Genomic DNA, 19552 nt, shown 5'->3' with positions numbered 1-19552 from the left:
ATCCGTGCGGGTTCGCTAATGCGTAAGACAGGCTCGATTTGAAGGATGGGTGGGTGAGCAGGGTTCACTTCGACGTAAATGCCGTCTATTGCATTTCGCTGGATACACGCGCTGACCGGCGCGCATTGTTTGAGCAAAGCATTGCCAATCAGCTCGCAAACCCTGTGACGTTTCACGTGGTGCAGAAAGACAGCGATCCGAAACGGGGCTGCTACGAGTCCCATCAGCAGCTCGCACAGCGTGCTTTGGATGAAGGGCTGGAGCGGATTCTGGTGTTCGAGGATGACGTCAAGGCTTATGAGTTGAAGGCTTCTCGGGTCCGTTGGGTAAACCGCTTCATGGGCTCGCATCGCTTCGAGGCACTCCACCTGGGTTACTCGATGGGCCGTACCTGGCTCACCTGGTTTCCTTTCATTGCCCGAGGCCGAGTGGTTGCCTTGCATGCCTATGTGCTGTCGCGCGAGGGCTGCCGGATACTGGCCAATACGCCTTACGCGGGCGAGCCGGTCGATGTCATGTTCAAACGCCGGATCAAGCAGCACTGCGTGTTTCCGATGATGTTCCGTCAGCATGCAGCGGAAGTGACCGGGAGTGACCTGGAAACGGTCGTGTGCAATGAAGATGCGTGGTGGGAAAAGAATTGGCGCAAGCACTGGCGTTCGCCGTTGAAGAATCTGTGGCGAACCGCGCTGCGATTGAATTTCTGAACGCTGAAATGACAAAAGCCGCGTAAACGCGCGGCTTTGTCGTATCTGGAGGTGCAATCGCCTGAGCATCAGATCGAATGTTCCGCGGTTTCGCCAGTCTCGGAGGCGGTGATAGACCGTCGCTCAAGGCCCGAAAGCGCTTGGGCATATCTAGCCAGGCTACTCCTCAGCAGAGAGCCCAGAGCCGATCAGAAGGCTGAGTCAGCCCGTCCCGATGGGATCACGTTAGGCCAGAGATCTTGGTGATGAGCGCACCGAAGTAGGTAGTCGTCAGCCCCATGAACAGCAACCCATAGGCCGTTCCCACCAGCTCTTGCCCTCTCCCGGTGGCATCGGCAAGCTCAGAACGACAACACTCGCCGGCTGGTTGATCACGGTTTGCGAGGCGTGCGGCAGCATCGAACGTAGCCAAATCTCATCTCGAGCCTTTTTTCTGATCACAGCTACATCCTGTGCGAGCTCTTTGCCGCAGTCACGTATGTAGGCGCCTGTTACAAAAATCATCAGGATACCGAACAGCAAAAGGGTATCCACATGAAGCGGATCGTAGATGTCAATGCGGGGAGTGATGCTCCAGAGCGGCATGAGAAACGATGTTTCCTGGAAAATCAGATCGCACAGTTCCTGAATCGCGTTTCCCGGCGTTGCGAGAAGGGGCTTCAAGTGCTCCCCGAAATCATAAGCGAAGAGTACGAGGAACATTGCGAATTGGATAGCGGCTCCCAGCATGAGCGCCCATCCGAAACGCTTCATTCGGGTAGCCTTGCGAATAGCTTCCATGACCGTCATTTTAAAGCTTCCTTTCGATACTCAGCGTCCGCTGGCTCAATCGCCGTACGCCGTTTGCAAAAAAAAGCCGCGCATTCGCGCGGCTTTGTCGTATCTGGTGGGCCCACACGGACTCGAACCGTGGACCAAAGGATTATGAGCCCGAAAAAATCAACTGTGTCCGTTGGTAAAACCCTTGATGTGGCTGATTTTATTGGATATCCGATCTTATTGGGGAAGGGTTTTCGATTTCGGTGTGGACACATTGTGGACACATCGTAGGTACCGGACTGCACAGTGCTTCAAATGTTTGCACAGTGTGCAATGCCCTGTCGCTCTACACGGCCCCCGCCGGGCCTGCCCCGGTGGCGGCTTGCACCTGGACGGGCCTTTGCACTATTTCGCGACGCGAAGCGCGTCGGCGGGAGGGGGATAAGTGATTTTCTCCGCCGTTTTTTTTCCCCAGACAGAATTTTCCACGGGGCGTAGCTAAGGTTCATGCCCTGGCCCTGCTGCGAGGGCGCCGACTCGACGGGGCCGCCTGTGCCGCCTGTCACGTTGGAAGGGTGCGGCTAGTGACTAAGCTGGACGCTATGAGCTTTTCCGGGCATCGTCTGCCGCCGATGGCCACGGCCTGCACTGGGCGCTTGGCTGGCCGAAGGAGGGGGGCTATCGCTTGGGATTGCCTGCGCTAGCCGGTACCCGTATTGACATAAAGGGCCTGAAAGGCCACTATTAGGGCGCTTAGCGAGAGCGCCGTTGTTGAGCCAAAGGCGTGCCATCTCTAGCGAAACCGACAGTTTTTAACTATTGGAAAGCAAGAAAGGAGATTAACATGAGCGGCGACGCATCGTAATTTAGCAACATAAATCCTTAAAAAGGCGCTTGTTTGGCGCCTTTTTTGTGCCTGAAAATTGGGGTTTTTTGTGAAACGGATATTTGAGTATTTAGGTTATTTAGGAGTCATGGCTACTTTACTAGGCGTCAGCGCCACGACGCTAATGACCGATAGTATTAAAGCTTGGGTGGCTATTTCTCTCGTCGTAGCAACTGTGGCTTTTATATTCTTTCAGGTTTACCGAATCACAAAGCGACAAATGGAAATGCAACACCCCACCGGCTTCTTAGCGCTATCTGCGTTTATGAGGTACGAAAGCACTGACGGGAAGAATATTACCTACGAGCTTTTCAGGCATGTTCAGATTAAAACTCCTTGCCAGAGCTATTTCGAGCATAAGTTTATGTGGACTGGGTCTAATCAACCGAGGTGCGAATCAGACCTGCAGGAGATCGGCAGCGTAGACAGCATCAAGGGTGAACATACCAAGTCTATCAAGCTGAAATTCAAACGAGCAAAGGTTTACAATGATGTTGAAGTTGTCCACCTAAGAATGACCATGGATGATTCGGATCAGAAATCTGGGACCTTTATTCAACAAATCGTAAATGCACCTTTAAGTGTAATCTGCTTCAGGGTTGACCTGCTCCACGCTGATGCCAGATATTTTGGCAGTAAGGCAACCTTAACGCGCACAGACTCTTCAAAAGGCCATCGAGCAAGTCGTGAGGTTGTGGGTTACTACAATTTCGATGCTAGCGGAAAGTCTTATAATTGTAGCGTGGCTGAGCCGGAGCCTGGCTACACGTATAGACTGAGTTGGGATAGACCCCCAGCGTGAGTGTCAACTTTTGTTGGTAAAGAGAAGGCCCGCATTAAGCGGGCCTTATTGTTTCTGCGAGGCGGGTCTGCCTTTATTTAGACAATCTACTTTAGAGATTTTTAGAGTGCCATCGATCGCTGGATCCAAGAAATGGCTTGGCCCGCATTGCGGGCCAAGGCTTAGGTGTAAGCTGTGCTAGGCAGTTTGTATTGGTATTGTCGAGTAAATCATATCAATCTGTTCTTTTAATTTTTTCCTGCTATTAACGCCTTCACCAATAAGTATTGAGGTCTCAATCAATGCGTCTGCAGCCCATTTGCTTACAGCTGTAATGTGCTTGATGCATACATGGTCATGATGAGCTTGATGGACTGCAACGCATCTTAAATCGTACATATCTGTGATTTGTTTTTCAAAATCAAAATGCGGGGATGGGTCCGTGTCTCGATACCTCTTGTGGAGTAAGGATCGTAAGCCCTTTTTGATTCTTAGTACTGTGTCCTTTTTGTCGCTGAGTGCAAAGATACATTCGATGCAGCTCCAGAATTTAACGAACCTCATTTCTAAAATAGGGTCAGTTTGAGCGTCAAAAAACCAATATAACGCTCGTTGGACCGCACTCGCTAAATCATTCTGGGGGACATCTGTTTGCGCGATAGTAATAAGCGCTGGTAGCCATGGTGTTTCTTCTAGAAGCGTTTTAACTTCCTTTGTAAGTGTTAACGCTTGTATCCCTTGCATGTCAGTTTTAGTGCGGAGATTGTTTGAGTTTTTATCAATAGATAGCCACGTGACGGTTCTGGGGCGCATTCGTCCTTCTATCGAAGGAATGAGGCTTACAACCGCTCCACCTCGCTCCAGAAGCAACGAAAATGCAAGAGCAAGTAGGCCTAAGCTGGTTTTTACTATTTTAAAAAATCTTCGCTCCGCGAAATCTATACTTCCGTTAATTTCAGATGTTATCCATAAATAACTTTTCATATCTGCCCAGGCGTTCTCAATTTGGCCTTCTCGAGCAATCGCACTGTCGAGTATTTCTTTTTGAGGCAGAAGCAGGGTTAAAGAGCCTAGGTTTAACTCTGTGATGTTGTCAAAGTTAAGTCCGGCCATAGAGGTGATGAATTTATGGGTGCTTATTGGTTTTTGTGATGCATCCTCGGCAAGTTGGATGAATTGGGCTAGTTCGAGGTTGTTTGGCTCATTTTCATATAAGTAGCCGAGGGCGTATCTGCATGACTGGCAAATGTCACCGTCGTCAAGAATTTTTCTATTTGATAAATACTTTGCTGTGATTTTCTTAAGGCGTACGAAGCAATCCATTGACTCCTTTGATAAATAGACTTTGATTCCTCCCGGGGTCCTGATCTCTCTTTCTAGACTTGCAAGCGATCCTAGCTTTTTGAAGGCATCGTATTCGTTCATCAGCTTTAATTTGAAAAGCGTTGCTAGGTCATAGCCAGCTGATCTTTGATCTTTAGAAGAAATAATCATTGCATTCCCTTTGCCAGCCTGCGAATTAAGAAATCAAGGATGGCACAAGGAGGGCTTGTGGGCGAATAGGTGATGCCAATCAAACCTGCGGTGGCCTAGCAAAGACCCCGCTAATGCGGGGTTATCTTCAAGCCGATTCGAGTGAGTTAACGATGTTCCTGGCCATTAGTGAGTACCCTAAGGAATTGGGATGGAGTCCATCGTTTGCCAGTACGTTGATGTCGATAGCCGACAATGCTGTGTAGTTGTCGATCATGTCCAGCTTGCGGGACTGAGCAGCCCGGTAGATGGTCCCCCGGACATCCTGCATCGTGAAAGAAAACGTTTCGGGGTTTTCATCTGCAGCCGGGTTGGCACACATCAGAATCACATCAGCCATCGGCTGAAGTACATCCAGGAGCAGCCCCAGGTTATAGGCGTACTCATTCACGCCGCTCGCGAACTGAACAGAGCGGATCCGGTCGTTGGTACCGAGCTGGCAGAACACGTAGTCGTCCTGAGCGCCTACAGCTACGCCGTCTCCAAAGCCTGCCCCAGTGGGTGGCAGATTGTAGCTACGGTACGTCCTGGAGCTGGCACCGTTGATACCCTGGTTGGTGATCCGGATCTTCTTGTTGATGAGGATGGCTTCGGGCCGGAATACCTTGCTGCCAGTGGTTTGCGACATCCGGCGCTTGGTACGCAGCTCGATCACTTTGTCCCGAATGTAGCCAAAGGAGTGCGCCCGCCGGCGGTCGTTGCCGTAGGTCAGTCCATCCTCGCCCTCGGTGGTGGTGAACACGCCCTGGCTGACCCCGTCCACAATCAGCTCATAGTCCAGCGAGTCACCCACCACCCCGAACGAAAGAGTGAAGCCGGTGCCCGTGAATCGGAAGCTGATCGTGTGCGAGCTCGTGCCCGCGCTGTTCCCATCTGCCAGCTGGAACTGTGCGCCGGTCAGCGCTCCCCCGGCGGTCAGAACTACCGTGTTGGACATGGATGGCCCAACGGTGGTGAGCGTGAAAGCGCCACCGCGTGGGAAGAGCGTCACCGGCACGGTGTACTCAACCGTGGATTCTCCGCTTGGGCTGGCGGGCCAGTTCGACAGCACCGGATCTGCTCCGAAGGCGTACCGCTCGCCAATGTAGCGCTTGAAAACGTTGACGTACGAGCCGGTCCCGAACCAGTCTCGGGGGTCGGACAGCGTTCTGTCACGGGGCTCGGTTGGGCCTTGCTCGGTGCCGTTGCCGCTCCCCCAGGTGATCGAATCGCCGATGAAGACGATGCTGGTGATCTGTTCCAGCGGATTACCCAGCGAGGCCTTGAGCTTCGACAGCTGGCCACCGAAGCGGTGGACGTAGGGCGGTTGCGACACGAACGAGTTGAACAGCGAGGCCTGGCGGGTGAAGGCGCCGACCTTGAACGAGCCGTTGGTGTAGATGTTCTTGGTTGGGATCTTGTCCACCAGGTACTTGCTGCCGCCAAGGTCCACCTGGCGGCCTTTGATGACAGCCTCGAACGCTGTGAATGCCGCCGTGTCGTTGGTCACGCCATCCCCTTTGGCCAGGTAGGGCGAATCCTTGGGCGCCGGGTTATCGATCATGCGGTTGACGTGCTCGGTCACATCCAGGCACTGGACGCGGATCCGGCTATCGCGTGCGCCCTTGGTGATGCGTAGGTCATACAGTCCATTGGCTGCGGCGAACGACACCTGCCCTTTGTCATCAGCAGTGAAAGGGTTGACCAGGGCGGTGCCGTCCGCTGCCTTGAGATTCTTCACCAGGATCTCGGTACCGCGATCATAGAGGTAGCAGATCGCGTTCGGCAGGATGTTGCCGGCGTCGTCCTGGGCGAAGTAGTTCTTCAGTTCCATTCAAGCTCCTGTGATGGGCTTCATCTGCCCAGAAAGTTGTGTGCCGGTAGCTGCGTGCGCTGTGAAGGCGGCGGCATTCGAAGGGGCGGGGCTCGGCCCGTGGGTGTGGCCGGCCAGGTCAGTGTTCATCAGCACCACCAGATCGATCAGGTCACAGAGCACCTGCAGGACGTTTACGTCCTCCGACCCGATCCAGGTGGTCTTGGCGATGCTCTTGCGGGCCTTCTGGATCCGCTCGACCAGGTCGCCACCTACGGCCAGGTTGAGTTTCTGAGCCACCACCTGGTTGAGGTCGCGGCCGGTGGCCAGATTCAGGTCGTCCACCGCTGCCAGGTTGCCGGTACCGCCGGACAGCAGCTGCAGCGCGCCCAGCGCCTCGATCTTTTTGGTACCACCCACGGATTCGGTGGAATGGTCATCGATGGTGCGGCTGTCGCTCTGGTACCGCTCTGCATTGGTCAGGCTTTCCACCTGGCGGTCGGTGGATTTGTCGGTGATCCCGCCGTCTGTCTGGCGGGTCCAGCTGCCATCCGACTCGACGCGCTGTTGCGAGGCCTCGCTGTGCTGCCAGACTTGGTCGCCTTTGGGTACCCGGGGCAGGGACAGCCCGTGGGGCAGGATGCACTGGATAAAGGGCTTGTGCGGCAGGCCTTGGGCGAACCCGACGACCACGGTGGTGCCTTCCTCGGGGAAGCTGAAAAAGCCCATCTCATCGCCGCCGGTGGGCACGGGCAACGGTACGCCGGCCAGCGTCGGCAGCGCCTCGTCGGGCTCGCCGTTCTCGTCCAGGACCTGCAGGTCGACCGCGAAGCGCGGCCGGTAGTCGTCGCAGATGGTTGCGCCGGCGGGCGCATCGGCCACGCCGACAACCCGGGCCATGCGCGGCAGGTGGTAGCCGCCGCTGAGTTCCGGGTACATGCGCTCTATACAGCGCCGGATTGCGTCTTCCATTTGATCGCCATTTCGCTACCGACAAGGGCCACGGACGTGACGCGCTCGCCTTGGTTGATGGTTGCACCAGGACGAAGGCCCGGAAGGGCCGCGATCACGGCGCTCTGGTTGCCCTGGTAGTTGTTGAACAGCTCGACAGGCAGCTGTAGGGGCGACCGAGCGCCGAAGAAGCTGTGTTCCCAACTCCCCACGAACACCTCGCCGTCGCCCTGCTGCTGCCAGATCAGGTCGGGGATCGAGAAAACCCGGGCCAGGCTGTCCATGGCCTGGAAGCCGGACGCCAGGCTGTAGAAGAACGGGGCCTTGGCCGACGCATAGGCCTGCGCCGGCACACGGAAACGCAGGCCGGTCTGTTCGCCGATCGCTGCCAGCACGGTGCGCAGATCGGCATGGCGCAGGTTCAGCGGCAGCGGCTTGGCCAGGATCGCGGCCAGCTCGCGGCAGTACAGGACCTGCTCCACCTGGTTGACCGAGGTGGACCGCTCCACGTAGCCGATGAAATGGCGCTGCAGGGGCGAATCGTTGTAGCCGATGTCGAGCGTGACCAGGCCCGACACGGGCCCGGTGGACTTGATGGTGAACTGGGCGCGGCCGGGGGTGGCCAGCTCCAGCCGGACATCATCTTTGACCAGGTCGTGCACGGTGCCGCCGATGCTCAGGACTTTATGGAGTTTCATGTGGCGCTCCCCAGCCAGTCATCGAGCTTTTTCAGGGTGGACTCGAAGCCCGTCAGGCCTTGGCCGGTACCACTGCCATCGGCGGCGCCGGCACCACTGGTGGTACCGCTGACACCTTGCCCCGGGGCGCTCTGGGTCTTGACCGCGTTGCCGGCCCTGCGCTTTTCGACGCGCTCAGGGTTCGACAGCTTCTCGGTGAGGGTGAACTGGATACGCCAGGCCAGCAGCGTGTCGTCTTCCCGGGCGCTGACCCCGTCCGAGAACTGCACCTGGCGCATGCCCATGGCAGTCGCGGTGTCATTGACGATCCGGTACGTCTTGAGCTGGCCACCGCTTTCCGTGGCCTCGGCCAGGCGCATCAGCGTGCGCAGGTGTTCGGCGTCGACGAAGGCGATCAGCAGCGTGACGGTCAGGGTTTTGGGCTTGAAGCCCTTGTGCGCGGTGTCGGTGTTGCTGGTCTGCCCCGACATGTCGCCGCTTTCGATTCGCAGGTCTCCGGTGACCTTCATGCCACGGCCCCGGATCCGCTCGCCGTCCAGGAGCAAAGTCATAGGCCCACCAGCTCGCGCACGAAGCTCAGCCCTTTGAGCGAACCCACCAGCATGACGCCGGCCGACAGCGGCCATTCGTGCCCTGGTGCTATGCCGGCCAGCAGTTGGCGGCGCAACTCGGCGGCATTGCCGGGGCCGATCAGTCGGGCGCTGATGGTCGTATCTGCCGTGGCCCCGTCGAACTGGGCCTTGAGATCGGCCAGTTGCTGGGCTTGCGCGGCGGCGCGCTCAGCCTTGCGAGCGACCATCGCCTGCAGGTCGGCCATGGGCGAGCTGGCTGCGAAGCTCTCCAGCGTGGCCAGCTGGCTGGCCATGGCCTGGCTCGCTGCCCGGGTGATGGTCGAACGCTCCAGCGGAAGACCGCCCCAGCGTGGCAGGGTACCGGCGTTCGGCAGCTCCCACTTGGTGGTATCCAGCTCGAACAGGCGTCCAGCCCGGTTCTGCGCTCGCTGCAGCTCGGGCAAAGGCAGCACGGCATTGAAGCGGCCCAGCGTCGAGGCGAACCGGTCGTACCGGGTGCCCAGGAACAGGACAACCAGGGCGTACTGCTCGCCGCTCGGCCGGCTCTGGTCGCTGGAATCCTCCAGTTTGCTGCCCAGATGGCGGACCAGGTTCGGCGCCGACAGGTAGCGCTGCAGGCCTCGGCCCTGGCCAACCCCACTTTGGAATGGGGTCACGACCAGGCACGCCGGCACTTCGCCCAAGACATCGGCCATGGCCTCGCGCCCGGCCGCCACGGCTGCTGCGGCCATTTCGCCCACCTGGCTCGGTGCGGTGCTGACCAGGTCTTTAAGCGCGGTGATCCGCTCGCCGGTGCTGGCCAGCTCGCTGAAGGCCAGCGTTTTCGCGGCATCGAGGTCGGCCAGCCAACTGGTGGTCTCGCCCGGCCAGCGCATGGTGACGGGACTCCAGGTCATACCGCGACGGTCTCCCAGCTGATGGCCGTCAAGGCGCCAATGTCCTGGGCATCCCGGGCCTCCTGCAGCTGCAGCTTGAGCTGATAGGCCTGCTCCAGTCGGCCCAGGCGGAACACGGTGAAATCGCCCGCCAATTGACGCAGCTGGTCGGCCGTATGAGGGCGGAACGCCTTGATGCCCTCGGCATCGAGGCAGGGATAGGTGAGGTCGGCGCCGCTCAACGCGGCGCCGGTCAGGTTCATCTGGTCCTCGAGCGTGCTGCTGTAGCGATGGCGATCACCCAGCACCTGCGACCAGAACCCTCCGGTGATCTCCTGGCTGCAGCCGGTATCAACGGCCAGAAGGCGCTCCTGGTACAGGGTCTCGACTACGGCGGGGACGTCATCCACCCACTGGCCGAACTCCCAGACTTGCCCCGGGCCGGGGGCTTCGAGGGTGTAGCCGTCTGGGAGCGGGCCCACGCGGTCGATCACCAGTGGTTCGCGGGTGGCGGTGTTGTAGGCGGTCAGGCCTCGGTAGCAGTCGATCAGCTTCCAGTTCAGGCCGTCCCACCGTGCGGCCTGGCCTTCCGGCGCGCTGGGCGGCTCCTGCTCCACACACAGGGCCGGGATCAGCCACACACCAGGTTCAAGCGGCGAAGCGTCGGCAATCGCCAGGCCGACATAGATGCCCAGCTCGTCGGTTTGGTAAACGGTCTTGGTGGTCATGGGAGCCTCAGTACTTGATGAACAGCGGGTAGGCGGCGTTCACTGGGCGGGTTTCGGTACCGCCGGCCGCGTTCACGGTGATGGTGTGGGTATGGTCCGCGACGCTGTTCACGGTGATGGCGTGGGTATGATCCGCTGCGGGGTTCACGGTGACGTTGTGCGTGTGACCGCCGGCGCTGGAGGTGGTGGAGTAGTTGTTGATGCCAGTGGTGAGGTCGTCGCCCGAGGACAGCGTTTCGCCTTGACCTGTGACGACCCCCACCGTGCCCTCTTTGACGTTGTGGGTGTGTGCGCCTTGGGTATCGGTGCTGGCCGTGTGCGTGTGGCCCCCAGCTGCTGCAGCGGATGCTGTGTGGTTGTGGCCACCGCCTGCCGCCGACGTTGCGGTGTGCGCGTGGCTTCGCAGTTCATCCGCCTGCAGGCTGCCCAGGACTCGGCCGACATCGAGGCCTTGGCCATCGTCCAGAACTCGCAGGAAGCGGCCGCGTGGGTTGGGCAAGTTGAAGGTTGTCACGCCGTCGCCGGCGCCGTAGAAGGTGCCGATCTGGGAAAACAGTCGGGCGTAGGCCGTCCTGGACACGGCGGCGCCATTACAGCGCAGGAAGCCCGTCGGCGTCGTGCTGGTGGGGTAGAACACCATCATGCCCACCAGGGCATTCTCCACTTGCGCCATGGCAGCCTTGACGGCGGCGGTCGTCGCCAAGATCTCGCTGCTATTGGTGCCTGGATCATCACTTTTCTCATTCGGCAGTTTCCCCAGGCCTACGTCGGCCTTGGTCGTACCGCGTGCGCGAAGTGCCGGGTAGTCCCCATCCTTGACGGCGAAGTGATCGATCACCGGGCCGGTGATCGGCATGGTGGTGCGCAAGTCGGTGATCTGCCCGCTGGCATCGATGCTGGCCACCTGGATCAGGTAGTGGCGTACGCCCACCGAGTCAGTACGGTCGCCCTCGGCATTGGCGATCACTACTTTGCATGTGGCCAGCGCATCGTTGGCGGTGCGTTCCAGGGCGACATTCAGCCAGACCTTGGCCGGGAAGGCCGGGACGGTGAACTGCAGCGCGTCGACAAGCTCCAGGCGGATGCCCTCGACGTAGGCCCGCCCGGGCTTGAGCTGGAACACGCCGAAGCTGCGTTCCACGGCCAGGCCGTCACCGATGAACAGGGCGCGCCCGTAGATATCGCGGTTGCTCTGCCGCTCGCGCTGGTCGATCCCGGTCAGACGCACTGTGAAGTCATGCTGCCAGGTGCTTGCGTCGACGGTGATGCCAGTCAGCTGCTTGGCGCCGTCGAACTGGATCAGCATGTTGCGCGTAACGTTGTTGCCGATCTGCAGCGGCGGGATGTTCTTGCGCTTCTGCTGCAGGGGCACGTAGGCCACGGCCAGCAGCACGTTGTCGGCGGTTTCCAGGCCGATCCAGTTGAAGTCCCAGTCGCCGATATCGGACCCCAGCATGATGCTGTAGATCACCTGGTTCGGGTTGACGTAGCCCTTGCGGGTGTAGTCCTGGGTGTGGACGATCTGCGCCGCCGGCGGCTTGCCCGCCGAGCGGTTGACCTCCTGAGACGGGTTCAGCCCGGGCACGTTGGCAAAGATGAACCGAGCGATGTCCAGGCCTTCATTGGCCGCTTCTTTCTGCGCTATCAGGCGCTCGCCGGCGAGGGTGATGCTTGCTCCCATGGATTCCTCTCAGGGCTAACTGGCGACGGTGGCCAGCTCGTTGATAACGACCAGGCGGCTCGCGCTGGTGTCCAAGACGGCGCTCAGGGTGACCTGGTCGTCGTTGAACTCCACCAGGCAGACGCCCACGGATACAGGGGTGATGGTCGAGAACTCGTAACGCCTGCAGGTGCGGCCGTACTGCTGGATCAGCACGCGAAGCAGCACGGGGTTTTCGCTCAGTTGGGAGTCGGAAAGGAGCAGGGACACGATGTCCCAGTCCTGGTCGGGCAGGCGCTCCTGGATCTCGACGTAGCCGATGCCCAGGCGCTGGAAGATCCGGATCATGCCGGCGGTGCTGCCGGCCTCCACCGCGTTGATGAAGGCGTACTTAACGCGCAGGCGGTACAAGGTCTCCGGCTCGCCCTGGAAGCGCTGGATGTCGCGCTGCCAGGCCAGCAGATCGAGCACGGTCATATGGCAGGTTTCGGCATCGATCTGCAGCAGTGGCCAGTTCAGCCACTGCTCGACCTTTTCCCACCAGGACTGCGCAGCGTTCTTCAGCTTGGTCAGCTCGACGCCTTCCAGCCAGAACGGCAGCTTGAGCTTAATCACCGAGCACCACCTGGACCCCGGACAGGCGGGGAATGGTCAGCTCCGACAGGATGTCGTCATTGTCGAAGTGCAGCGACTCGATGCCGGCGAACTGCTCGTGCAGCTCCTCGCCCAGGCGGCTGAACGAGAACCGGGCCTGTGGATAGGTCAGGGTTGGCTGATAGTCCCGGTCCGAGCTTTCGCGGAAGGCCGCACGAATGAACAGCTCGATGTCATCGAGCAGCGCCTGCTGCCGCTCCGCGCCCACCGTGGCCCGGGGCCAGACCACCACCCGCACCGTGTGCTGGGTCGGCGGCATTTCTTGCACCAGGAGGTCGTCGCCGTGACCGTGCTGGCCCTGGTCGCGGATGTAGGCATTGATGGTGGCCAGGTAGCTTTCCGCCGGCGAGCCCGCTTCGAACAGGACGAAGGCATTGGCACTGCCAGGCCCGCGTGGCGCGTTGTGCTCGAAGTACACGCCATCGGGCTCCACCCCCGGGAACGAGGCGATGATGGCCCGGTACACGGCGTCGGTGTGCCACTGGTTCACGGCGCTGAACTGGTTGCGGGTGCGCAGGCGCAGATCGTCATCGTGCTCGGTATCGGCGCCGGGCGTGGTCAGCCAGCCATCGGCGTTCACTACCTGGATCACGCCCGGGATCGGCTCGGGCAGGATCGAGTAGTAGCCCGGGGCAAGGTTGTAGCCGCTGCCAGCCTCGGTGGCCTCGGCCGGGACCAGCGCCTGGGCGTCACCGTCCAGGAACTGTGCGGCGGCAGTGGTGACCAGGACATAGACGTTGCCGTTGATGGCCACCGATTGGACACGGGTGCCCGCTGGGATCTCCAGCACGCCGGCGACGGCGCTGCGGGTGAACAGCAGTTGGCCCTGGGCCTTGGTCGACGGCTTGCGGGTGACGTTCACCGCCCAAGCCAGCATGTCGAGCCAGGCCCCGGTCGCGGTCTTCACAAAGAAGTTCGGCAGGACGGTGCCGGCGATGAACTCGATCAGCCACATGACAGGCTTGGTCACGATGGCGGTCACCAGTCGCCAGAACGGCGACCAGGAGCTGGTGTTGCTCAGTTTGCTGCCCTGGGCGGCTACCTCTTTCTCCCAGGCAGCACGCAAGCCCGCCTCGGTCGTAGGCACGCCGGCGTCCTGCAGGGCTTTTTTGAAATCTACGTCACTCACAGGACTACCTCAGTGGTTCCGAATGCAACAGTGGTGGCAGTGACCAGGTACTTGCCGCTGCCGGTCTCGATGATCTGGACGGTGCCCGGCACCAGGCGCTCGTCTTCCTCCACCAGCAGCTCCAGCTGCTTGATGCAGTCAGTGCGGCGGTAGCGGTCGCGCTCGGCCATGAGCGTCACCAGCAGGCCGCTTTCGCGGATCATGTGGGCGATGTCCTGGGCGATGCTGGCCCGGTCGTCCACCAGGACGGGCTGGTTGGACGGGTCCAGGGTCAGGTCGTTGTTGATGATGAGCAGATCGACGTAGAGACTCATCAGCCGGCCGCCATCGCGATCATGTTTTCCAGCTCCAGTGGGCTCATGGGCTTGGCGGTGTTGATTTCCACCTTTTCCACATGGGTGCCACGGTTCTGGTTCTGGGTGTTCTGGATGCTGGTCATCAGGCCGCCGGCGGGCACGGCCGTGGCGCGGGTCGGGCTCAGGCTGCCGACTGGCTTGTGTTCGGCCTGGCTGCCGAGGCTGGCCACGGCGGAGGCGGTGCCAGCCGCATTGCCTCCGGCCGGCGTGCCGAGGCTCGCCACGTCAGGCAATGCACCAAAGTTCGCCTCGATCTCGACGCCCGGGATCTTGTTGAGCATCGCGATCACTTTGTCGAGCGACGACCGGAACACGCCGACGATGCCATCCCAGGCGGCTTTGGCCATGCCTGTCCACCCGCCCATGGTGTTGAACCAGGCGGTGAGCGCGCCCAGCTGTTCCAGCACCCACTTGAACGCGGCGGTGTTCATCAGGGCGGTGGTCCACTGGTCCCAATACGCCACGGCCGCGACCACAGCGGCCACCAGGGCGAGCACGCCTATGACGACCAGGCCGACCGGGTTGGCTGCCAGCGCCGCGTTCACCAGCCAGATCGCTCCCTGCCAGATCAGCATCGAGGCCCTGGCCACGGCGATTGACGCGACCATGCCCAGGATTCGCGCAATGAACAGGGCGCCCTGGACGGCGTGGGCGACAAACATGGCGATGCTCTTCCAGCCCGTCCAGGTGAGCAGGGTCCAGACCACGTTCAGGCCCAGCATGGCCATCTTGCTCAGGCCGACCACCACCGTCAGGGCGCTGATCGCGGCGGTGATGCCCAGCACCACCAGGGTGGCAATGCCCATAACCCGGGTAATGTTGGGGAACAGCTGCGTCCACCTGGTCATGGTCTTGCCGATGCTTACCAGCTTGTCCATCAGCGGCTGCAGCATCGGGATCAGGGCCTGGCCAAAGGCGATGCGCAGGGCCTGCACTGCCGCGCCGAACTGCTGCCACGGGTCGACCATGGCCGCTGCCATTTTCTCGGCCTGCTCCAGCCCTCGGACCTTGCCCAGCTGGTCGATACCGCCTCTCAGCCGATCGGTGTCCTGGGCCAGCGCGCCGATCACCTGGGCGCCTTCACCGCCGAATGCCTCGACCAGCTTGCTGTCGGCCGCGGCGTTGCGAAGGTCGCCGAACTTGCCCTGCAGCTTGCTGATGATGTCCAGCATCGGCAGGACCTTGCCGTTGGTGTCGGTGAACTTGAGGCCCAGCTTTTCCGAGGCGTTCCCTATGTTTTCGAAGAACGCCTTGTAGCGGCCGCCGGCGTCGCCGCCTTCCATGGTGCTGGACAGGCTGCCGATCACCGCCATCTGCTCGGCGAGATCGATCCCGGACGCCGAGGCGATCGCCCCGGCTTCCTTGAAGCCTTCCTTCATCTGCTCGCCACTGGTGCGGAACAGCTGCACAGCCAGGGCGGTCTGGCCGCCCAGCTTCTCGACCCACTGACTTTTGCCCATGGCGTCGGCCTGCTGCTTTTGCAGGTTGTAGAGCGTGCCGACGTACTCGCTCATCACGTCCTGGTCGGACTTGGTGGCCTTGGCCAGCACGGCACTGGTATTGGTAAAGGTGGCCAGCTGGGTGCCGGCCAGGCCTTTGATAGCGCCCTCGATCTTGTACGCGGAGGCAACAAAGGATTCGGCGCTGCCGCCGTAGGAGACCGAAAAGTCGAGAGCCTGGGCGTTGAGCGATGCCAGGGCATCCTCGGCCACGCCGAGCGAACGGACGTCGCCCAGGGCGCGGTTCACGTCCAGCGCTGGAGCCATCGACGCCTCGATCCCGGTCAGGGCCCCCCAGACGCCGGCGACACCGGTACCGATCTGCTTGATGTTGGCCTCGCCCTGGGTGGCCAGATTGTCGAAGCCCTTGGTCACCTTGGCCAAGGGCGCCGAGACCTTGTCGGTCAGGCTCAGGATGAAGTCCAGGCGGCTGGAAGCGTTCGCGCTCATGGGTCAGTTACCGTTGATTGCTCGTGAAATGCCGTTGGCTATGGCGAGTTCCATTCGCCGCCAGTGCTCGTCATCCAGCCACTTGGCTGTGCCCAGGGTCTCGGGCGATCGATCGGCACCAGGTAGCCAGTGATCGGCCAGGGCCAGCAGCTGGCCCAGTCCGTCCTCGGTCAGGCGCTCAGCGTGGCCGAGCGCTTTTTTACGGTGACTTCAACGGTCGGGGAGTACTCCTCGATCAGCGCGCCGGCAATCTGGATGGCGGTCATCGGGTTGGCCAGCAGCGGCTTGAGGGTGGCTTTCTGCTCCTGATTCACGGAGGACATGAGCAGGTTGTGCGCCGGGGCGACCTTGTTAGCCGGGGTCAGGCCGTTGATGTACCGGGTCATCAGGGCCGCATCCATGGCGAACTCAAAGTCTTGGCCAGCGACTTCCAGGGTGATTTCGGTGCGTTCAGTCATTTTCGGTTCCAGTGGTAGCGGGTTGGGTGGTGCAGAAGCTGCGGACGTGGTCCTGCAGCCCCAAGATCATTTGCTTGCTGACGGCGAGCTGATCTCGGAGGGTGAAATAATCCGATCGAGCGTCTGCTGCGAGTTCGGGGGCGCCTGCATCAGCCACGCCGGCGCCGGCGGTATCGGCGCGCACAGGGCAGGTGGCTTTGACGAGCAGCCGCTGATCGCGAGCGTCAACAGCACGGCGCAGATCCTGGTTGGCTTTGAGGGCATCGTTCAGTTCCTGGGTATGTTTGGTGTCGTTGGCCGCAGCCTGTGCCAGGCGCTCGGCGGTTTGATTGGCGACCCGGATAACGGCATCCCGCTCACTCAGTGCCAGGTCGCGCTCCGATCGGGCGTCCTGGAGCTTCATGGCGAGGATGACGACCAGGACGAACGAGGACAGGGTGAAGAGGAAGTCGGACAGCGTTGGGATCTTCATGCGGCGCACAACCTCGCTTCGTCCAGCTGGCGGGCGTGTAGGCCACGCACGAACACCTTGTTGCCCTTGGCATCGGTGACATAGGCCCACACGGGGCGGCCATCCGAGCCCCAAGCCAGCGCTCTACAGCCTTCGGCGATACGGCCCGCGTTGATGAGCACCAAAGCGCGGCTGGCACACGTCGACGGCGTTCCAAAGTGGTGGCCGTGGCTGCTGAGCGCGTCGAAGGTGTTCTGGCTGATCTTGTCGTTGGTCAGGCAGTCAGCCAGGGCCAGCTGGCCCTTCTCGACCACCAGCTGCTCCACCTCGGCACAGCGCGCCGGCGACCAGTAGTCGCCGACCACCACTGGGTAAGGGCTGGTGTAGCGGGTGATGCCCTTGCACACGGTCGGCAGACCCCGGGCCAGTTGGTCGGAGTAAACGACGTTCTGACCTTCGCCTTCCCACTTGCCCAGGAACGCCATCAGCGTGCTGCTGCTCAGCACAAGCGCAACGGTGCCGGTCAGGATCTTGTTGCGCAGGCTCATGGGATCAGCATCCGGAACAGGGTCGGGCCGAGCGCCTGGGCGATCACGCCCAGCACTGTCAGGGCGGCCAGCATGCGAGTGACCTTGGTACCGATGTCGGAAACGGTGGCGGTCAGCTCGCGCTGGCCATCGTGGAGCGCGGCCAGCTGAGCGCCCATGTGTTCGAACTCGCCTTCCAGGCGGGTGACTCGTCCAGGAACGGTTTCGTGGCGCTCGACCAGGTCGTTCACGCGCTGCTCGATCAGGGCCAGGCGCGTCTCCAGCTTGGGTTTCTGTGCATTGCGCAGGGTCATCAGCGGCGACCTTCTTCAAAGAGGGATTGGCACGGGACGCAACGGCTCTTGCCGCCCAGGGCGCGCCGCGCCTCGGGGATCTCGCCGCCGCAGTCCTCGCAGTGGGTCAGGCTCGGCCCGGTCGAGCGCGCACGGGCCAGGGCGGCAGTGATCGCCTGGTCACGCTGACGCTGCTCCAGGGCCTGGGCGCGATCGAACGGGCAGGTCATCAGCGCAGGCCCTCGATCTCAGTCGCGGCCAGGTACGGCACGCCGTTGATGCGGATGAAGTCCGGACTGGTGACGTCGAACGGCACCTTGTGCTTGTGCTTCTCGCCGCCCTTGGAGTCGATGTTCAGCAGGCTGGAGATCTTTGGCTTGCAGCCAAACGCTTCTACGCGCAGCTCATCGGTAGGGGTCTTGGCGTAGAACAGCGAGTCGAACGGCTCCAGCTGACGGAAGCTGCCGGCAGCGCGTGCCGCCTCGATCAGCAGGTTGAAGTTGGCGCTGTCCAGCTCGAATTCGCCGCTCGCAGCCACGTCGCCATCGACGTAGCCGTCTGGCACGCCCCGGCTTTGGGCCACGGCACTGTTGTCGGTGATGTCGAGAGTGACGGTTTCAACGTGGATCAAGGTGTCGCCCACGTTGATATCGAAGTTCTTGCCGCCGATCTTGGACATGGTTACTCCTCGTCGCTCAGGTCAAGAGCGATGTTTGCGGTGAGGTCTTTGGGGCAGTTGTAGGGGCGCAGCTTGAGGTACGCGACAACGGCGGTTTTGCTGGTCCAGACCAGGGTGATGGAGTCGTCGGACGGCGACTCGATGTCGCCCGGGAACTGGACCCCGGCGAACACGACCGAACGGGACATATCGCGCAGCGGCTTCATCAGAGCGGTCTTGTTCTGCGCCATAGAGGTCGCCGAGCTGTTCAGCTTGCGGTCGGCGATGCGCTGGATCAGCAGGATGCGAACACGGCGAGCGGCCTTGTCGGCGATGCGCAGGTACTCGACTACCTGGTAGTCACTGCCCGGGGCATCGAGCATGTTGCCGTCACCCCAGAACGTGCCGGGGTAGTCCGGATAGGTTTGCGGTACCGACAGCCGCGCCTTGTCCAGTTCGGCCACGATCGCCGAGGGCAGCGGGATGCCGTCCTTGTCCACCGGTACGGCACCCAGGCCGACCAGGGCACCGGTGGCCACCCGCATAGGGCTGTCCGCAATGCTCACGTCTGCCCGGGCCAGGCGACCGGCCAGCACGCCCAGGTTGTTGCCGTGCAGCTGCGGCACGCACAGCACACGCGGGGCCGCCACGCTGGCCACCTTGGCCTTGGCTTCGGAAAGGTAAGTAGCCCAGTCCTGGGCGGCGCTGATGCCGGCGATCGCCGACATGATGAACACCCGGCGCCCGTAAACGGCGCTGATGCTCAAGGCCTTGGCATTCATGGCGTCGAGGGTGGCCTTGTCCGCCACGGGCACGGTGATGACGATGGCCTCGACCGAGACGTTGTCCTGCTGCGCCTTATCCACAGCTGCGGCCCAGTCGCCGTTGGCGACGATCGGGGCAGCCATGCACGCCCACTTGTCGCCGCCGTTCTGCCGGGCAGCCAGGATCTGAGTCTTCAGATCGGACGCAGTAGCGCCCAGTTCGTTGTCCAGGTCGCTTTGAGTGTTGAGGGCCAGCAGCTTGCCGGTGTTCTTGCTCGCCGGGCCGATGAAAAGGAAATAGCGCTCGATCTCGGTCACGGCGCCCTGGCCGAGGTTGAGATTGTTTACGCCGACAGTGCCGAGTGCCATGG

General features: G+C 61.1%; 23 protein-coding genes and 1 pseudogene. 2 read left to right on the top strand and 22 right to left on the bottom strand.

What is annotated here, in order from left to right:
* The first annotated feature begins 53 nt into the window (after nucleotides 1-53).
* On the top strand, nucleotides 54-707 hold the full coding sequence (locus ACIQUF_RS11795; RefSeq protein WP_403131552.1) for a glycosyltransferase family 25 protein: 654 nt from the start codon (nucleotides 54-56) through the stop codon (nucleotides 705-707).
* A 36-nt stretch (nucleotides 708-743) separates the two neighbouring features.
* Here the strand turns inward: ACIQUF_RS11795 and ACIQUF_RS11790 are convergent.
* Together ACIQUF_RS11790 and ACIQUF_RS11785 are read right to left on the bottom strand one after the other, a co-directional pair.
* A pseudogene (locus ACIQUF_RS11790) lies at nucleotides 744-891 on the bottom strand (transposase); the annotation flags it as partial.
* Nucleotides 892-977: 86 nt separating this feature from the next.
* Nucleotides 978-1496, bottom strand: a complete 519-nt coding sequence (locus ACIQUF_RS11785; RefSeq protein WP_403131550.1) for a YniB family protein — start codon at nucleotides 1494-1496, stop codon at nucleotides 978-980.
* A gap of 944 nt (nucleotides 1497-2440) precedes the next feature.
* On the opposite strand from ACIQUF_RS11785, the gene ACIQUF_RS11780 reads away from it, so the two are divergent.
* Nucleotides 2441-3154 carry a hypothetical protein gene (locus tag ACIQUF_RS11780; RefSeq protein WP_403131548.1) on the top strand — a complete coding sequence of 238 codons (714 nt, stop codon included), beginning with the start codon at nucleotides 2441-2443 and terminating at the stop codon, nucleotides 3152-3154.
* 177 nt (nucleotides 3155-3331) lie between these two features.
* Here the strand turns inward: ACIQUF_RS11780 and ACIQUF_RS11775 are convergent, their stop codons facing one another.
* The 20 genes from ACIQUF_RS11775 to ACIQUF_RS11680 all read right to left on the bottom strand — a co-directional run bounded on the left by ACIQUF_RS11775 (nucleotide 3332) and on the right by ACIQUF_RS11680 (nucleotide 19550).
* On the bottom strand, nucleotides 3332-4627 hold the full coding sequence (locus tag ACIQUF_RS11775; RefSeq protein WP_403131546.1) for a hypothetical protein: 1296 nt from the start codon (nucleotides 4625-4627) through the stop codon (nucleotides 3332-3334).
* A 127-nt stretch (nucleotides 4628-4754) separates the two neighbouring features.
* Nucleotides 4755-6479: a GDSL-type esterase/lipase family protein gene (locus ACIQUF_RS11770; RefSeq protein WP_403131544.1), complete on the bottom strand. Its 1725-nt coding sequence runs from the start codon at nucleotides 6477-6479 to the stop codon at nucleotides 4755-4757.
* Entirely contained in the window at nucleotides 6480-7430 is a 951-nt protein-coding gene (locus ACIQUF_RS11765) for a phage baseplate assembly protein V (RefSeq protein WP_403131542.1), read from the bottom strand.
* On the bottom strand, nucleotides 7403-8107 hold the full coding sequence (locus ACIQUF_RS11760; protein ID WP_403131540.1) for a hypothetical protein: 705 nt from the start codon (nucleotides 8105-8107) through the stop codon (nucleotides 7403-7405). The genes ACIQUF_RS11765 and ACIQUF_RS11760 overlap by 28 nt, the downstream gene beginning before the upstream one ends.
* Nucleotides 8104-8658 (bottom strand): DNA-binding protein, encoded by a 555-nt coding sequence (locus ACIQUF_RS11755; protein ID WP_403131538.1) that lies wholly within the window; start codon nucleotides 8656-8658, stop codon nucleotides 8104-8106. Before ACIQUF_RS11755 ends, ACIQUF_RS11760 begins: the two co-directional genes overlap by 4 nt.
* Nucleotides 8655-9575: a hypothetical protein gene (locus ACIQUF_RS11750; protein ID WP_403131536.1), complete on the bottom strand. Its 921-nt coding sequence runs from the start codon at nucleotides 9573-9575 to the stop codon at nucleotides 8655-8657. The genes ACIQUF_RS11755 and ACIQUF_RS11750 overlap by 4 nt, the downstream gene beginning before the upstream one ends.
* On the bottom strand, nucleotides 9572-10282 hold the full coding sequence (locus ACIQUF_RS11745; RefSeq protein WP_403131534.1) for a phage tail protein: 711 nt from the start codon (nucleotides 10280-10282) through the stop codon (nucleotides 9572-9574). The genes ACIQUF_RS11750 and ACIQUF_RS11745 overlap by 4 nt, the downstream gene beginning before the upstream one ends.
* A gap of 7 nt (nucleotides 10283-10289) precedes the next feature.
* Nucleotides 10290-11963, bottom strand: coding sequence for a phage tail protein (locus tag ACIQUF_RS11740; RefSeq protein WP_403131532.1), 1674 nt, complete (start codon nucleotides 11961-11963; stop codon nucleotides 10290-10292).
* 15 nt (nucleotides 11964-11978) lie between these two features.
* The gene (locus ACIQUF_RS11735) at nucleotides 11979-12557 is read right to left on the bottom strand and encodes a phage tail protein (RefSeq protein ID WP_403131530.1); all 579 of its coding nucleotides are present in this window, start codon (nucleotides 12555-12557) and stop codon (nucleotides 11979-11981) included.
* Nucleotides 12550-13725 (bottom strand): baseplate J/gp47 family protein, encoded by a 1176-nt coding sequence (locus tag ACIQUF_RS11730; protein WP_403131528.1) that lies wholly within the window; start codon nucleotides 13723-13725, stop codon nucleotides 12550-12552. Before ACIQUF_RS11730 ends, ACIQUF_RS11735 begins: the two co-directional genes overlap by 8 nt.
* Nucleotides 13722-14039 (bottom strand): DUF2590 family protein, encoded by a 318-nt coding sequence (locus tag ACIQUF_RS11725; protein WP_403131526.1) that lies wholly within the window; start codon nucleotides 14037-14039, stop codon nucleotides 13722-13724. The genes ACIQUF_RS11730 and ACIQUF_RS11725 overlap by 4 nt, the downstream gene beginning before the upstream one ends.
* Nucleotides 14039-16030: a phage tail tape measure protein gene (locus ACIQUF_RS11720; protein WP_403131524.1), complete on the bottom strand. Its 1992-nt coding sequence runs from the start codon at nucleotides 16028-16030 to the stop codon at nucleotides 14039-14041. The genes ACIQUF_RS11725 and ACIQUF_RS11720 overlap by 1 nt, the downstream gene beginning before the upstream one ends.
* 3 nt (nucleotides 16031-16033) lie before the next feature.
* Nucleotides 16034-16180: a DUF6890 family protein gene (locus ACIQUF_RS11715; protein ID WP_403132498.1), complete on the bottom strand. Its 147-nt coding sequence runs from the start codon at nucleotides 16178-16180 to the stop codon at nucleotides 16034-16036.
* Between the two features lie 20 nt (nucleotides 16181-16200).
* On the bottom strand, nucleotides 16201-16488 hold the full coding sequence (locus ACIQUF_RS11710; RefSeq protein ID WP_403131522.1) for a putative phage tail assembly chaperone: 288 nt from the start codon (nucleotides 16486-16488) through the stop codon (nucleotides 16201-16203).
* Complete coding sequence (locus tag ACIQUF_RS11705; RefSeq protein WP_403131520.1) at nucleotides 16481-16960, bottom strand: lysis system i-spanin subunit Rz; 480 nt, start codon at nucleotides 16958-16960, stop codon at nucleotides 16481-16483. Before ACIQUF_RS11705 ends, ACIQUF_RS11710 begins: the two co-directional genes overlap by 8 nt.
* A complete protein-coding gene (locus ACIQUF_RS11700) occupies nucleotides 16957-17487 on the bottom strand; it encodes a lysozyme (RefSeq protein ID WP_403131518.1) in 531 nt (176 codons plus the stop codon). The genes ACIQUF_RS11705 and ACIQUF_RS11700 overlap by 4 nt, the downstream gene beginning before the upstream one ends.
* On the bottom strand, nucleotides 17484-17780 hold the full coding sequence (locus ACIQUF_RS11695) for a hypothetical protein (protein ID WP_403131515.1): 297 nt from the start codon (nucleotides 17778-17780) through the stop codon (nucleotides 17484-17486). Before ACIQUF_RS11695 ends, ACIQUF_RS11700 begins: the two co-directional genes overlap by 4 nt.
* Nucleotides 17780-17989: a TraR/DksA family transcriptional regulator gene (locus tag ACIQUF_RS11690; protein WP_403131513.1), complete on the bottom strand. Its 210-nt coding sequence runs from the start codon at nucleotides 17987-17989 to the stop codon at nucleotides 17780-17782. Before ACIQUF_RS11690 ends, ACIQUF_RS11695 begins: the two co-directional genes overlap by 1 nt.
* On the bottom strand, nucleotides 17989-18438 hold the full coding sequence (locus tag ACIQUF_RS11685; RefSeq protein WP_403131511.1) for a DUF2597 family protein: 450 nt from the start codon (nucleotides 18436-18438) through the stop codon (nucleotides 17989-17991). The genes ACIQUF_RS11690 and ACIQUF_RS11685 overlap by 1 nt, the downstream gene beginning before the upstream one ends.
* A 2-nt stretch (nucleotides 18439-18440) precedes the next feature.
* Nucleotides 18441-19550, bottom strand: coding sequence for a DUF2586 domain-containing protein (locus ACIQUF_RS11680; protein ID WP_403131509.1), 1110 nt, complete (start codon nucleotides 19548-19550; stop codon nucleotides 18441-18443).
* Between the last annotated feature and the right edge of the window lie 2 nt (nucleotides 19551-19552).

Origin of the sequence: Pseudomonas sp. NPDC090233, from assembly GCF_044772285.1 — a bacterium.
In the GTDB taxonomy this organism is placed as follows: Bacteria; Pseudomonadota; Gammaproteobacteria; order Pseudomonadales; family Pseudomonadaceae; genus Aquipseudomonas.
This window is presented reverse-complemented; position numbering and strand designations above follow the sequence as displayed.